This window comes from Microvirga sp. BSC39 (genome assembly GCF_000739015.1).
GTDB lineage: Bacteria > Pseudomonadota > Alphaproteobacteria > Rhizobiales > Beijerinckiaceae > Microvirga.
Window position 1 is genome coordinate 40,509 of sequence record NZ_JPUG01000052.1, and the last position, 14,811, is coordinate 55,319.

Below are 14,811 nucleotides of genomic sequence, written 5' to 3' on the forward strand. Positions count from 1 at the left end.
TCGGTCCTGCCTACTTCTTCGCGCAGATTGCCCGGGCGAGCATGCCTTTGGGACTTTCTGCCGTGGAGAAGCAATACACGCCCGATTCGTCCATATCGAAGCGATCGCCCCGGTTGCAGGTCCCGTTGACCGGATATTCATCCTCGCCACAGCGGGCCGTGCAACGCGCCTGAGAGGCGCATTCCTGCACGAGAACCCGCAGAACCGTTCCGGCCAAACCAGGCTTGCCCTCCGGACCCGTCTTTCCATCAGGACCAGCCGGGCCGACAGGCCCTGTCAGACCGGCAGGGCCGATCGGGCCCATAGGACCGGGTGGCCCGATGGGGCCAATCTCCCCGGCGACACCCTGCGGTCCGGCAGGCCCGGCAGGACCTGGCGGGCCGACGGCTCCAACGGGTCCCGGAGATCCTAGAGCGCCTGCAGGACCGGCTGGGCCGACAGGACCTTGTTCTCCTCGCGGCCCTGGGGTGCCCTGAGGCCCCTGGGGGCCCTGATGCCCTGCCAAACCTTGCGGGCCTTGAGGACCCGGAGGGCCTGCCGGTCCATCAGGCCCAACCGGGCCGGCAGGGCCGGGTTGTCCCTCCGCTGTCGTACGTGTTTCCAGACTGCCAGGAGGACCGGGCGGTCCGGCAGGGCCCTGCGGACCGACGGGGCCGGCTGGCCCCGGAGAACCGTCGCGTCCGGGTTCTCCCTGCGGGCCGGCGACACCCTGAGGTCCCTGTGGCCCCTCAGGTCCGGCAGGGCCTTGCGGACCTGGAGCTCCGTCGCGTCCGGGCTCACCCTGGGGGCCCGTCGGCCCAGCCGGTCCAGGCTGGGCAGGGACAACAGCTGCGGCGTTGGCCGTATCGGTCGGGGCGGCAGGGCCTCTCTGTCCACAGAAGCCGATCACCACCTGACGCTGCTCGTCCTCAGCCTGGATGTTCACGATGCAGGTGGCCGGATGATAGGCCAGTCGGAAGGTGAAGCGTCCGTTGGCATCCGTTTTCGTCTGATGCTGCTCGTCGAGCGTGATCGGTGCCTGGCGCGGCTTGCTCAATCGGCCAACGACACGCAACTCCCCACCCGTGATCATCGCCTGATCGATCAGGATGTCGGCCATGGCGGGCGACATACTCGCGATAAAGATGGATCCGGCCAACAGGCGCTTGAGCATCGTGCCTTCCCCGCTCAGAGACAAGAAGCGTCTCTGAGCGGGGGCATCGGGTCAATTCATCCTGAAGGGATATCTCCGATGCGCGTCGTATCCCGGCACCGATGTCAATGCACGCCTTCCGCCTGCATGGCCTCGACGCGGATCTCTTCCGTCAGCTGCGCTTTCAGGCTGGAGAACTCCGGCGTCGTCTTCATCCTGTAGTGCCGCGGATGCGGCAGCTCCACCGGGATGTCGGCCTTGATGCGGCCGGGGCGTGCCGACATGACGATGACGCGGGAGGCGAGGAAGATGGCCTCCTCGATGTCGTGGGTGACGAAGAGCACGGTCTTGCGTTCGCGCTCCCAGATGCCGAGCAGCAGTTCCTGCATCAACCCGCGGGTCTGGTTGTCGAGGGCGCCGAAGGGCTCGTCGAGGAGCAGGATCTCCGGATCGTTGGCGAGCGCGCGGGCAATGGCGGTGCGCTGCTGCATGCCGCCGGAGAGCTGCTTGGGGTAATGGTTCTCGAAGCCGCGCAGGCCCACTTTCTCCGTGTAGGAGGCCACGATCTCCTGGCGCTGCGCTGTCGCAATGCCCTTCTCGCGCAGGCCATAGGCGATGTTCTCGGCAATCGTGAGCCACGGGAATAGGGTGTAGGACTGGAACACCATGCCCCGGTCCGCGCCGGGACCCTTGATCTCACGGCCGTTGAGCAGCACGCGCCCGTCGGTCGGGCGGTCGAGACCCGCCACGATGCGCAGGAGCGTGGACTTTCCGCAGCCGGACGGGCCGAGGATCGTGATGAAGTCGTTCTGCTCCACCTGCAGGTTCGTGGGCTCGAGCGCCTGCACCGGCGCGCCGCCGCGCACGCCGGGGAAGATGCGCGAGACGTTGTCGATCTGGAGGATCGTGTTGCTCATGCGAGCCTCCACGGGAAGAGCTTGCGGTTGACGGCCTTGAACAGGAAGTCGGAGATGAGGCCGATGACGCCGATGATGATGATGCCGAAGATCATCTGGCCAGTGGCGAGCAGCGCCTGGCTGTCGATGATCATGTGACCGATGCCCGACGAGGAGCCGATGAGTTCGGCGACGATCACATAGGTCCAGGCCCAGCCGAGCACGAGACGCAGGATCTCGGCGATCTCCGGCGCATTGGCCGGGATGAGCACGCGCTTCACTACGCCCTGATCGCTGGAGCCCAGGGTATAGGCGGCCTCGACGAGATCGCGGCGCGTGTTGCCGACGGCCACCGCTACCATGAGGATAATCTGGAACACCGAGCCGATGAAGATGACCAAGAGCTTCTGCATCTCGCCGATGCCGGCCCACAGAATGAGCAGCGGCACGAAGGCGGAGGCGGGCAGGTAGCGCGCAAAGGACACGAAGGGTTCGAGAAATGCCTCGAAGGACTTGTACGCTCCCATCATGATGCCGAGCGGCACGGCGATGGCAGCGGCAAGAATGAAGCCGCCGACCACGCGCCAGACGGTGATGCCGATGTCGCTCAGGAAACCGAAGCGCGTGAGCAGCAGCCAGCCGTCCTGCAGCATGGTGATAGGGTCGGCCAGGAAGGTGCGCGAGACGAAGCCGCCCAGGGTTGCGAAGGCCCAGGCCGCCACGAAGAGGACGAAGAAGGAAATGCCGAGCGTGACGCGCGTGCCCTGGCTGACGGGTTCGAGTGGACGAGGCATGAGGGATCCGCTCTGCGGTCCGGACCTGTTGTGCCGGGCCGCCGGGGTGATGAAACGATCTGGCGGCCCGTAGGGTAACGGGCCGCCGTCGGGAGATTGCGCTACTGGATGAAGCTCGTATCCGCCAGGGCTTCCATGTCCGGCTTCTGCTTGATGACGCCGATCTCGAGCAGCAGGTCGGCGGCCTCGGCCGAGAAGGTCTTGAACTCATCCGCGAAGAACTTCTTGTTGGCCTCGCGATCCTGCCAGCGCAGGTACTGGGCCGACTTGCCGAAGGCCTCGCCGGTCTGCTTCACGTCCGCGCCCATGATCTCGTAGGCCTTGGCCTGGTCCTTGGCGATCATGTCGAGCGCCTCGAAATAGCTGTCGGCCAGGGCCTTCGCGGCCTTCGGATTGTCGGCGAGGAATTTCGACGTGCAGCCGAAGGTGTCCATCACGGCCGGGTAGTCGAGGGTCGTGGCGATGATCTTGCCGGACTGAGGCGCGGCGCGCACGGACGAGAGATAGGGCTCGTAGGTCATGGCCACGTCGTTCTGGCCTGCAATGAAGGCCTGGGCGGCGGGGCCCGGCTCCATGTTCACGACGGTCACGTCCTTCACGGAGAGGCCGTTCTTCTTCAGCATCCACGCGAGGACGAAGTAGGGCGACGTGCCGGGCGCAGAGGCCGCCACCTGCTTGCCCTTGATGTCCTTGATGGAAGCAACGTCGTTCCTCACGGCCATGCCGTCCGCACCGAAGCTCTTGTCGAGCTGGAAGATCTGCTTGGTCGGCACGCCGTTGGCGTTCCACACGATCCAGGTCTCCACCGTTGTGGCGGCGCATTGGATATCGCCGGACTGAATGGCGAGGTGGCGGCTGGCCTGCGGGACCTTCTTGATCGTGACGTCGAGGCCGTTCTTCTTGAAGATGCCGGCCTCCTTCGCGAGCGTCAGGGGCGCGAAGCCCGTCCAGCCCGAGATGCCGACGGCCACCTTCGTCTCCTGCGCCGAGACGGATCCTGCCGCCAGCGCCAACACGGCCAAACCACCCAATACCGCCTTCATTGCAGCCTCCGTTTTATCCAAATTCCCTGGCTCGTTCTGCCGACCGCACCCTCTGGAGGGTTTGTGCCTCTCGCATCGTGCATTCTTGTTCGAGCGGCCGAATGGCACCATGACGAAGCGGCAATGTCAAATGTATAGACATTTCCTCCTGCCATTGTTTTAGGCACCATCAGCCGAAAATGCTCTTCTATGCCGAGACCTCGGGCGCGACCTCCACGAGGATCGCTCGGCCGGTTCCGGAGAGCAGGATGAGGTCCTGCGTCGCCTCCAGCATCAGCGTGTCGAGCGCCTGGAGCGAATGGATCGTCGAATCGAGCGTCACGTCGAACGGGCCGTCGAGGGCGACGAGGAAGGCGACGCCGGTCTCCTCGGCCAGCAGCGCCACGCCGGATTCCACGAACCGCGTCCGGTGCCGGAACTGCCCGCGCCGGGTCATGACGTTGAGGTCGCGGATCGGCCCTGCAAGAAGCCGACCGCTCGTGATGTCGTCGCCGGAGAAGGAGAGCTTGGGAGAGGTCCTGTCGAGTTGAAAGGCGACGCCCTCCACATCAAGCTCGATACCGCCACCCTCAACCACGATCAGCGTGCGGTCGATGCCTGGAAAGACCGAGAACGGTCCATCGGACCGGACATCGGCCATGCTGATGCGCCATCCGAAGGTGCCGAAGCCGGAGCCTTCCGGAAAGGCCGCGACCTCCGCTGTCGTGTCGCCGCCGTTCTTCCAGGGAACGCGAACGAGATCCTCGCTGCGGATGATCCGCGCTTGCATCAGCGCAGGCTCGGCAGGTTGAGATTAAACTCGCGGGCACAGTCGACCGCGATATCGTAGCCCGCATCCGCATGGCGCATCACGCCGGTCGCCGGATCGTTCCAGAGCACGCGCTCGACGCGCTTGGCCGCTTCCGGCGTGCCGTCGCAGACGATCACCATGCCCGAATGCTGCGAGAAGCCCATGCCGACGCCGCCGCCATGGTGCAGCGACACCCATGTGGCCCCAGAGGCGCAGTTGAGAAGCGCGTTCAAGAGCGGCCAGTCGGAGACGGCATCCGAGCCGTCCTTCATGGCCTCCGTCTCGCGGTTCGGGCTCGCGACAGAGCCGGAATCGAGATGATCGCGGCCGATCACGATAGGGGCCTTCAGCTCGCCCTTGGCGACCATCTCGTTGAAGGCAAGTCCCAAGCGGTGGCGGTCGCCGAGGCCGACCCAGCAGATGCGCGCGGGCAGGCCCTGGAACTTGATGCGTTCCTTCGCCATGTCGAGCCAGTTGTGCAGGTGCTTGTTGTCCGGCAGCAGTTCCTTCACCTTGGCGTCGGTCTTGTAGATGTCCTCCGGATCGCCGGAGAGCGCGCACCAGCGGAACGGACCGATGCCGCGGCAGAAGAGCGGGCGGATATAGGCCGGCACGAAGCCGGGGAAATCGAAGGCGTTGTCGACGCCTTCTTCTTTCGCCATCTGGCGGATGTTGTTGCCGTAGTCGAGGGTCGGCACGCCGGCCTTGTGGAAGTCGAGCATCGCGCGCACGTGCTCGGCCATGGACTGCTTGGCGGCATGCTCCACGGCCTTCGGATCTGTCTCGCGCTTGGCTTCCCACTCGGCGAGTGTCCAGCCCTTCGGCAGGTAGCCGTTGATCGGATCGTGCGCCGAGGTCTGGTCCGTCACCGCATCGGGACGGATGCCGCGCCGGTAGATCTCAGGGAAAATCTCGGCGGCGTTGCCGAGAAGGCCGACGGAGACCGGCTTCCTGTCGCGGCAGGATTGCTCGATGATGGCCAATGCCTCGTCGAGCGTATCGGCGCGCTGATCGACATAGCCGGTGCGCAGACGCATCTCGATACGGCTCGGCTGACACTCGACCGCCAAGCAGGAGGCGCCAGCCATGGTGGCTGCGAGCGGCTGCGCGCCGCCCATGCCCCCGAGGCCACCGGTGAGGATCCAGCGGCCGGAGAGGTCGCCGTTATAGTGCTGGCGGCCCACCTCCACGAAGGTCTCGTAGGTGCCCTGCACGATGCCCTGCGTGCCGATATAGATCCAGGAGCCGGCCGTCATCTGGCCGTACATCATGAGTCCCTTGCGGTCGAGTTCGTGGAACTTGTCCCAGGTGGCCCAGTGCGGCACGAGGTTGGAATTGGCGATCAGCACCCGCGGCGCATCCGCGTGCGTCCGGAACACGCCCACGGGCTTACCCGACTGCACGAGCAGCGTCTCGTCCGCCTCCAGATTTCTCAGCGCGGCGACGATGCGGTCGAAGCTGTCCCAGTCGCGCGCGGCGCGGCCGATGCCGCCATAGACCACAAGCTCGCCGGGCTTTTCGGCGACCATTGGATCAAGATTGTTCATCAGCATGCGCAGGGGCGCCTCCGTCAGCCAGCTCTTGGCGGACAGGTCGGTGCCGTGGGGAGCGCGGATCACGCGGGCGTTGTCGATGCGGGTCATGTGACGGTCCTCAGGCTTTGGATTGGGCGAATGTGAGACAGGTCTGGAGGATGAGGGTGAGGGCGGCACGCATCGGCGCGGCATAGGCCTCATCGTAAGGTGTCGGCCACTGGCCCTCGGCTACGGGGCCGAGCGGCTCGCGCATGTAGCCGCGGCAGGCGAGTTCCATCTGGACGGCGTGGACGCCTGCTTCGGGACGCCCGAGGCTGCGCGTGATGTAGCCGCCCTTGAAGCGTCCGTTGACCACATGGCTGAAACCGCTGCTCACACAGATCTTCTCGATGGCATCGCTTAAAGAGCGGGCGCAGGTCGTGCCGCCGTTGGTGCCGATGTTGAAATGGGGCAGGGTGCCGTCGAACAGGCGCGGAATGACCGAGCGGATCGAATGGCAATCGTAGACCACCACATTGGCGTGCTTTGAGCGCAGCCGCTCGATCTCGGCGCGGAGCGTCGCGTGATAGAGGTCGAAGAAGCGGGGGCGGCGTTCGGCGATCTCTGCCGTCGTGAGCTCCGCGCCCGGCTCATAGAGCGGCTCGCCGTCGAACGTGGTGGTGGGGCACAGCTCCGTGGTCGGCTGCCCCGGATAGAGCGACACCCCGGACGGATCGCGGTTCACGTCGATGACCGTGCGGGAGATCGTCGTGCGGATCACCGTCGCACCGAGACCGGATGCAAAATCGTAAAGCCGCTCGATCCACCAATCGGCATCCTTTCTTGCGAGCCAAGGCGAGACGAGGCCGCGTTCGTACTCGGCCGGGATCTCAGTGCCGGTATGCGGCAGGCTCACCACGAGGGGGGCGTTGCCGCGGGTGACGGTGAGCCAGTCCGGGTACTCCGCGCCCATCACTCCGCCTCATCCGTGACGAGCGGCAGCACGTCGCCGCCGACCGCATCGGCGAGGGCGCCGGAGACGACGAGAGCTGTAGCCACCTCCATCTCGGGCGACATATGGCGGTCGTCGTCGAGGTGCGGAATCTCGGCACGCAGCAAGGCGCGGGCGCGCTCCAGGCGCTCGTTCGATGTCATCGGCGCATGGAAGTCGCAGCCCTGGACGGCGGCCAAGTATTCGATGCCGATGACATTCGCGGTGTTCATCGCCATCGGCAGAAGTCGCCGTGCGCCATGGGTCGCCATGGACACATGGTCCTCCTGGTTAGCGGAGGTCGGGATCGAGTCGACGCTCGCCGGATAGGCCCGCTGCTTGTTCTCCGATACCAGGGCGGCGGCCGTCACCTGCGGGATCATGAACCCGGAGTTGAGGCCCGGCTTCGGCGTGAGGAAGGCGGGGAGGCCCGAGAGGGTCGGGTCGACCAGCATGGCGATGCGCCGTTCGGCGAGTGAGCCGATTTCGCAGAACGCCATGGCGATCATGTCGGCGGCGAAGGCCACGGGCTCCGCATGGAAGTTGCCGCCAGAGATGACCTCGCCCGTATCCGAGAACACGAGTGGATTGTCGGAGACGCCGTTCGCTTCCGTGCCGAGCGTCTCGCCCGCTTGCCGCAGCAGGTCGAGCACTGCGCCCATCACCTGCGGCTGGCAGCGCAGGCAGTACGGGTCCTGCACGCGGTCGTCGTTGGTGAGATGCGAGGCGCGAATGGCGCTGCCCTGCATCAGTGCGCGCAGGGAGGCCGCCACCTCGATCTGCCCGCGATGACGCCGCAGCTTCTGGATGCGCTCATCGAATGGGCCGTCCGATCCCTTCGCCGCATCGGTCGCGAGCGCCCCGGTGACGAGAGCGGCGCGGAACACGCCCTCGGCCTCGAACAGGCCTGCGAGCGCGAGCGCGGTCGACACCTGCGTGCCGTTGAGAAGCGCCAGGCCCTCCTTGGGGCCGAGCACAAGTGGTGTGAGGCCGGCGCGAGCGAGGGCCGCCTCCGCCTTCACCCGCACGCCGTCGACGAAGAATTCGCCGACGCCCATGAGGGCCGCCGTCATATGGGCGAGAGGAGCGAGATCGCCCGAGGCTCCGACCGAGCCCTGCCCCGGAATAACGGGAACCAGATTCGCCTTCAGGCAGGCGGTCAGATGCTCGATGGCGGACCAGCGCACACCGGATGCGCCTTGAGCGAGGCTCGCGAGCTTCAGCGCCATCACCAGACGAACGACAGAAACAGGCAGCGGCTCGCCGACGCCGGCGGCGTGCGAGAGCACGATGTTGCGCTGGAGCGTCGCAAGATCGGCAGCGCCGATGCGCACGCTGGCGAGCTTTCCGAAGCCCGTGTTGATGCCGTAGACCGGATCGCCCTTCGTGACGATGGTCTCGATCGTCTTCGCGCTGGCCTCGATAGCCCTGCGGCAATCCTGATCAAGCGCGATATCGGCACCGAAATAGACTTGGCGCCAGTCAGCCAGAGCGACGGAGCCGGGGTGAAGCATGATGGGTTGGGTCACTGTCCCCTCCAGACACGGGCGTGAAGCGGGTTGAAGCCGATGCGGTAGACGAGCTCCGCCGGCCGTTCGATGGTCCAGATCGCGAGATCGCAGCTCTTGCCGGGCTCGAGCGTGCCGATCTCATTGAGCTTGCCCAGCGCACGCGCGGCTTCGCGCGTCACGCCTGCAATGCATTCCTCAACAGTCATGCGGAACAGGGTGGCGCCCATGTTCATGGTGAGCAGGAGTGAGGTGAGCGGCGAGGTGCCGGGATTGCTGTCGGTCGCAAGCGCCATGCGGGTGCCGGCGTCACGGAAGGCTGCAACCGGCGGAACCTTCGTCTCCCGCAGCATGTAGAAAGCGCCGGGCAGCAGCACCGCCACCGTGCCGGCTTTCGCCATGGCGAAAGCCCCTTCCTCGTCGGTGTATTCGAGGTGATCGGCCGAGAGGGCGCCATGATCGGCCGCGAGCTTCGCGCCGTGCAGGTTGGAGAGCTGGTCGGCATGGAGCTTGATCTTGAGCCCCAATGCCTTGGCGGCTTGGAACACGCGGGCGGTCTGCTCCGGCGAAAATGCAATGCCCTCGCAGAAGGCATCAACCGCGTCAGTTAGTCCCTCGCGGGCCAGAGCCGGCATCATCTCGCCGCAGATCTTCTCGATGAAGGCGTCCTTGTCGCCGTTCGCCTCCGGCGGCAGGGCGTGAGCGCCGAGGAACGTGGTGGTGACCGAGACGGGGCGCTCGACACCTAAGCGGCGCGCGGCACGCAAGGAGCGCGCTTCCGTGTCGAGGTCGAGCCCGTAGCCCGACTTGATCTCGATAGTGGTGCAGCCCTCACGAATGAGATGATCGAGCCGGGGCAGGGCGCTCGCCACGAGCGCATCCTCGCTCGCCGCTCGGGTGGCCTTCACGGTGGAGACGATCCCGCCGCCGGCGCGGGCGATCTCCTCGTAGCTCGCCCCCTTGAGGCGCAGCTCGAACTCATGGGCGCGGTCGCCGCCATAAACGAGGTGCGTGTGGCAATCGACGAGCCCGGGGGTGATCCAGCGGCCTTCGCAGTCGATCCGTTCGGCCGCGTCCCAGCCTGCGGGCATGTCCCGCATCAGTCCGGCAAAGGCGATTCGGCCATCCCTGGAAGCAATGGCTCCGCTCTCGACGATCCCGAGACCGTCGCCCACAAGCGTAGCAAGGCGAGCGTTGAGCCAGACCCGGTCGAAGCGCATGTTCCTGCTCCGGTTCGATTACGAATATGTCTATACATAAACGCAGACAAACGATATTGTCTAGACGTATTCGATCGGTTCTGATGGTCCGGCGGCGGCATGGCTTTTTAGCGGCTGCCAAGGTCAGGCCGTTCCGCAGCAAGGGTGTCAGCGATGCGCAGGCTCATTCTCGATCACGCTCTCCTGCCCGGCGGCTGGGCCCACAACGTCGGTCTCGACATCGAGGGCGGAACGATTGCCGCCGTTCATCCCGAGACTTCCGCCGAAGGTCGTGAGCGCGTAGCCGGCATTGCGCTGCCCGGCCTGCCCAACCTGCATAGCCACACCTTCCAGCGCGGCATGGCGGGGCTTGCCGAAACACGCGGGCCGGAGGGTGACAGCTTCTGGACTTGGCGGCAGGTGATGTACCGCTTCCTCGGCAAGCTCACGCCCGACGATGTGGAGGCCGTGGCGGCCTTTGCCATGATGGAGATGCTGGAGGGCGGCTTTACCGCGCTCGCCGAGTTCCACTACCTGCACCATGATGCCGACGGCAGGCCCTATGCCGACATCGCGGAGCTCTCCGGGCGAATCGCGGCTGCGGCACATAAGACGGGCATGGGCCTAACGCTTCTGCCGGTCTTCTATGCCCAGGGCGGGTTCGGCGGGGCCGCGCCGACGGAGGGGCAGCGGCGTTTCATCAACGATGTCGAGTCTTATGCCCGCCTGGTTGAGGGAGCGCGCAAGGCGGTGGCGGGGCTCGACGATGCGGCCGTGGGCATCGCGCCGCACAGTCTGCGTGCCGTCACTCCTGAGAGCCTCGGCGAGATCGTCGCGATGGCAGGCGAGGGGCCGGTCCACATCCACATCGCCGAGCAGGTGAAGGAGGTGGAGGATTGCCTTGCATGGTCAGGGCAGCGGCCGGTTGCGTGGCTGCTCGATCATGCTCCCGTCGACCGGCGCTGGTGCCTCATTCACGCCACGCATCTCGACCCGCAGGAGGTGAGGGGCATTGCCGCAAGCGGCGCCGTCGCCGGCCTGTGCCCGATCACCGAGGCCAATCTTGGCGACGGCATCTTCGAAGGCGTCGACTATCTCTCGGCAGGAGGCTGCTTCGGCGTCGGATCGGATTCCAACATCGAGATTTCGGCCGCGGGAGAGCTCAAGCAGTTCGAATACAGCCAGCGCCTCAAGCATCGCGCCCGCAACGTTCTGGCCGAGCGTGAGGGACAATCGACCGGGCGCAGCCTCTATGAGAAGGCGTTGACAGGCGGAACGCAGGCGCTCGGTCGTCGGATTGGCGCAATCGCCGAGTGGCATCGTGCCGATTTCGTCGTGCTTGACGCCGATCATCCCGATCTCGCCGCCGTCTCAGGCGACCGCTGGCTCGATGCTTATGTGTTCGTGGCCGGCAGATCCGCCATCGATACGGTGTTCGTCGCGGGCAAGCCTGTGGTCAGGAGCGGCCGGCATGTGGATCGCGACGCGATCCGCGCCCGGTACGCGCAGGCGATGACCCGCATTCTGGCCTGAGAAAAGACTGAGAGCGGCATGAAACACCTGCACCAGCGCATCCGCGACGACATCGAGGCCAGGATCATGTCCGGCGAATGGGCGCCGGGGCACCGCATTCCGTTCGAGCACGAGTTGATGACGGAATACGGCTGCTCGCGCATGACCGTGAACAAGGTGCTCTCGACGCTCGCCGCCAACGGCCTCATTACGCGGCGGCGTCGTGCCGGCACCGTGGTGGCGGAGCCGAGCAATCAGCAGGCGGTGCTGCAAATCCAGGATTTTGCCCTCGAGGCAGCGCGCGCCGGGGTCGAGTACCGCTTCAAGGTTCTGCATCGGTCCATCGAGCCCATCGATGCCGCTGCCGCGCAGCGCACCGGCCTGCCGGCAGGCACGCTGATGCTCTGCCTCTCGACGCTTCACATCATGGATGACGTGCCGCAGGCTTTCGAGCAGCGCCTGATCAACCTCGCGACCGTGCCCGAAGCCGACAAGGAGACGTTCAAGGAAGATCCGCCCGGCACCTGGCTGCTGCGGCGCGTGCCGTGGACGGATGCGGAGCACATCGTGCGTTCGGTCAACGCGGATGGCCCGATGGCGAAGCGACTTCAGATCCAGTCGGGCGCGGCTTGTCTCGTGCTGGAGCGGCGGACCTGGCAGGCAGGCGCCTTCGTGACCGAGGCGCGGCTCACCTATCCCGGTGACCGGCATCAGCTCGTGGGGCGGTTCTCGCCGACGGCTTAAGGACGCAGAATACCCTTCACATCATCGCCGGGCTTGTCTGGGCTTCCGTGATACGGCGAGGCTCGGCGCTTCATGCAATCGGGATCGCCGGCACGAGGCCGGTGATCACGGGAGGCAGATAGAGGAAAGCTCCTACGACAGCGCGGAGCGCAGATCCTCGATCAGGTCGTCTGCATCCTCGATGCCGACCGACAGGCGCACGAGCCCATCGTCGATGCCGAGCTCGGCTCGCACCTCCGGGGGCACCGAGGCATGGGTCATGATGGCCGGGTGCTCGATCAGGCTTTCGACGCCCCCGAGGCTCTCCGCCAGGGTGAAGAGCTGGCAGCGCTCCAGGAAGCGCATCGCGCCATCGAGACCGCCCTTGATGCGGGCCGTGATGATGCCGCCGAAGCCGCGCATCTGGCGCTTGGCGAGTTCGTGCTGCGGATGCGAGGCGAGACCGGGATAGATCACGCCGTCCACGCTTGGATGCGCCTCAAGGAATTGCGCAATCTTGAGCGCCGAGGTGCAATGCCGCTCCATGCGCAGCGACAGGGTTTTGAGACCGCGCAGGGCCAGGAAGCTGTCGAAGGGGCCCGACACGGAGCCGACGGCGTTCTGCAGGAAGGCGATCTTCTCGCGGATTTCCTGGTTCTGGCCAACGATCACCACACCGCCGACCATGTCGGAATGGCCGTTGAGATACTTGGTGGTGGAATGCACCACGATGTCGAAGCCGAATTCGAGCGGACGCTGCACCCAGGGGCTTGCGAAGGTGTTGTCGGCGACGAGCCATGTGCCATGCCCGCGTGTTGCCGCCGCGATGGCTTCGAGGTCCGCGAGCTTGAGGAGCGGATTGGTGGGCGTCTCCACCCAGACGAGCTTGGTGTTGGGGCGCAATGCCGCCTTCACCGCGTCCGCGTCGCCGAGGTCTACATAGGTGATGTCGAGCCCGGCCGACTTCCGGCGCACGCGCTCGAAGAGGCGACGCGTGCCGCCATAGAGATCGTCGGAGGCAATGATGTGCGAACCATGCTCCAGCATGTCGAGGACGGTCGCGCTTGCGGCAAGCCCGGAGGAGAACGCGAAGGCGGATGAGCCTCCTTCGAGATCCGCGATGCAGCGCTCGAACGCCATGCGGGTCGGGTTCTGCGAACGGGCATATTCGAAGCCCTTGTGAACGCCGGGGCTCTCCTGCGCGAAGGTGGAGGTGGCGTAGATGGGCATCATCACGGCGCCGGTGGTGGGATCCGGCGACTGGCCCGCATGGATGCAGCGGGTGGCGAAATCGAGCTGGTTGCGGGCGGTCATTGGGGCTGGATCCGGAAGAAGTTGATGAGGTCGATGCGGGTGGCGAGGCCCACGAAGGCATCGCCCTCCATGATCACCGGCACGAGGCCGGCGGCGAAGAGGGGCAGTAGCTCCCGGACGGGAGCATCGGCGGCAATGGTCTGCAGGCGCGTGACCATGACGTCGCGCACCGGCTTGTCGAACACGCTCTGCGGCGCGCCTTCGTTGGCCACCAGCGCATCGAGAACGTCGCTCTCGTCGATCAGGCCGACCACGCGGCCGTCGTCGATCACAGGCAACTGAGAGACATCGGAGGAGCGCATGCGCGCGAAGGCGGAGCGTAGGGTTTCGTTCGGCGAGACGAAGATGGTGGCGCCTTCGCCGAACGGGTTGATCACCACGTCCCGGACCGTGCCGGTCACCTTGCGGTCGAGCCAGCCTTCCTGGGCGATGAAGGCATCATTGAACACCTTCGACAGATACTTGGCACCCGTGTCGCAGACGAGGGTAACGACCCGTTTCGGCTCCGTCTGCTCACGGCAGTATCGCAGGGCAGCGGCCAGCAGCGTTCCGGACGAGGAGCCTGCCAGGATGCCCTCTCTGCGCAGGAGCTCCCGTGCTGCCGAGAAGCTCTCCTTGTCGCCGATGGAATACGCCTTCTTCACCAGGGACAGATCGCAGTTGGGCGGCACGAAATCCTCGCCGATGCCCTCAACCGCCCAGGAGCCGGCCTCAAGCATCTGCCCGGTCTCCACCAGTGGCGCGAGGATGGAGCCTGCCGGGTCGGCCAGCACCATGGCGGTCTTGGGCGACGCTTTCCTGAGATAGCGCCCGACGCCGGTGAGCGTACCGCCCGAACCGACGCCGACCACGACCGCATCCACGTCACCGTCCATTCCCTCCAGGATTTCCGGGCCGGTGCTCGCCTCGTGGGCGGCCGGATTGGCCGGGTTCTCGAACTGGTTGATGTAGACGGCGCCGGGCGTCCTGGCGGTGATCGCCTGGGCGAGGTCCTGGTAATAATCCGGGTGGCCCTTGCCCACATCCGAGCGGGTGATCACCACCTCCGCGCCGAGGGCCTTGGCATGCAGCACCTTCTCCCGGGACATCTTGTCCGGCACCACGAGGAGCGTGCGGTAGCCCTTGCTGGCCCCGACCAGCGCGAGGCCGACGCCGGTATTGCCGGCGGTCGCCTCGATGATGGTGCCGCCGGGCTTCAGACGTCCGTCGGCTTCGGCCGCTTCGATCATGGCGCGGGCCGGCCGGTCCTTGATGGAGCCGCTGGGGTTGGCGCTCTCCAGCTTCAGGAAGAGCCTGCAGGGACCGGTGTCGAGACTCGTCACCTCGACGAGAGGGGTACGGCCGATCAGGTCCAGGGCGCCGTGTGCAGCCATATTATCATCTTTCAGATGTGAA

The 14,811-nt window shown here is 65.9% G+C and carries 13 protein-coding genes; 2 read left to right on the top strand and 11 right to left on the bottom strand.

Annotated elements, in window-relative coordinates:
• Positions 1-408 precede the first annotated feature (408 nt).
• From MA07_RS30755 to hutI, 9 genes are all read right to left on the bottom strand, one after another.
• Entirely contained in the window at positions 409-780 is a 372-nt protein-coding gene (locus MA07_RS30755; RefSeq protein ID WP_244445173.1) for a hypothetical protein, read from the bottom strand.
• Between the two features lie 477 nt (positions 781-1,257).
• Positions 1,258-2,049 carry an ABC transporter ATP-binding protein gene (locus MA07_RS06830; protein WP_036348415.1) on the bottom strand — a complete coding sequence of 264 codons (792 nt, stop codon included), beginning with the start codon at positions 2,047-2,049 and terminating at the stop codon, positions 1,258-1,260.
• Complete coding sequence (locus MA07_RS06835; RefSeq protein ID WP_036348417.1) at positions 2,046-2,822, bottom strand: ABC transporter permease; 777 nt, start codon at positions 2,820-2,822, stop codon at positions 2,046-2,048. Before MA07_RS06835 ends, MA07_RS06830 begins: the two co-directional genes overlap by 4 nt.
• A 101-nt stretch (positions 2,823-2,923) precedes the next feature.
• Positions 2,924-3,865 carry an ABC transporter substrate-binding protein gene (locus MA07_RS06840; protein WP_052002902.1) on the bottom strand — a complete coding sequence of 314 codons (942 nt, stop codon included), beginning with the start codon at positions 3,863-3,865 and terminating at the stop codon, positions 2,924-2,926.
• A gap of 187 nt (positions 3,866-4,052) precedes the next feature.
• Positions 4,053-4,634 carry a HutD family protein gene (locus MA07_RS06845; RefSeq protein WP_036348420.1) on the bottom strand — a complete coding sequence of 194 codons (582 nt, stop codon included), beginning with the start codon at positions 4,632-4,634 and terminating at the stop codon, positions 4,053-4,055.
• Positions 4,634-6,298 (bottom strand): urocanate hydratase, encoded by a 1,665-nt coding sequence (gene hutU, locus MA07_RS06850; protein ID WP_036348423.1) that lies wholly within the window; start codon positions 6,296-6,298, stop codon positions 4,634-4,636. Before hutU ends, MA07_RS06845 begins: the two co-directional genes overlap by 1 nt.
• 10 nt (positions 6,299-6,308) lie before the next feature.
• Positions 6,309-7,142, bottom strand: coding sequence for an N-formylglutamate deformylase (gene hutG, locus MA07_RS06855; RefSeq protein ID WP_036348426.1), 834 nt, complete (start codon positions 7,140-7,142; stop codon positions 6,309-6,311).
• On the bottom strand, positions 7,142-8,674 hold the full coding sequence (gene hutH / locus MA07_RS06860) for a histidine ammonia-lyase (protein WP_200879335.1): 1,533 nt from the start codon (positions 8,672-8,674) through the stop codon (positions 7,142-7,144). The genes hutG and hutH overlap by 1 nt, the downstream gene beginning before the upstream one ends.
• Before the next feature lie 11 nt (positions 8,675-8,685).
• Positions 8,686-9,888, bottom strand: a complete 1,203-nt coding sequence (gene hutI, locus MA07_RS06865) for an imidazolonepropionase (RefSeq protein ID WP_036348431.1) — start codon at positions 9,886-9,888, stop codon at positions 8,686-8,688.
• 153 nt (positions 9,889-10,041) lie between these two features.
• On the opposite strand from hutI, the gene MA07_RS06870 reads away from it, so the two are divergent.
• Complete coding sequence (locus MA07_RS06870; RefSeq protein ID WP_036348434.1) at positions 10,042-11,400, top strand: formimidoylglutamate deiminase; 1,359 nt, start codon at positions 10,042-10,044, stop codon at positions 11,398-11,400.
• A gap of 18 nt (positions 11,401-11,418) precedes the next feature.
• Entirely contained in the window at positions 11,419-12,123 is a 705-nt protein-coding gene (gene hutC, locus MA07_RS06875) for a histidine utilization repressor (RefSeq protein WP_036348437.1), read from the top strand.
• Between the two features lie 132 nt (positions 12,124-12,255).
• On the opposite strand, the gene MA07_RS06880 is transcribed toward hutC, so the two are convergent.
• Together MA07_RS06880 and MA07_RS06885 are read right to left on the bottom strand one after the other, a co-directional pair.
• On the bottom strand, positions 12,256-13,416 hold the full coding sequence (locus MA07_RS06880) for a cystathionine gamma-synthase (protein ID WP_036348440.1): 1,161 nt from the start codon (positions 13,414-13,416) through the stop codon (positions 12,256-12,258).
• The gene (locus MA07_RS06885; protein WP_036348443.1) at positions 13,413-14,789 is read right to left on the bottom strand and encodes a cystathionine beta-synthase; all 1,377 of its coding nucleotides are present in this window, start codon (positions 14,787-14,789) and stop codon (positions 13,413-13,415) included. The genes MA07_RS06880 and MA07_RS06885 overlap by 4 nt, the downstream gene beginning before the upstream one ends.
• Between the last annotated feature and the right edge of the window lie 22 nt (positions 14,790-14,811).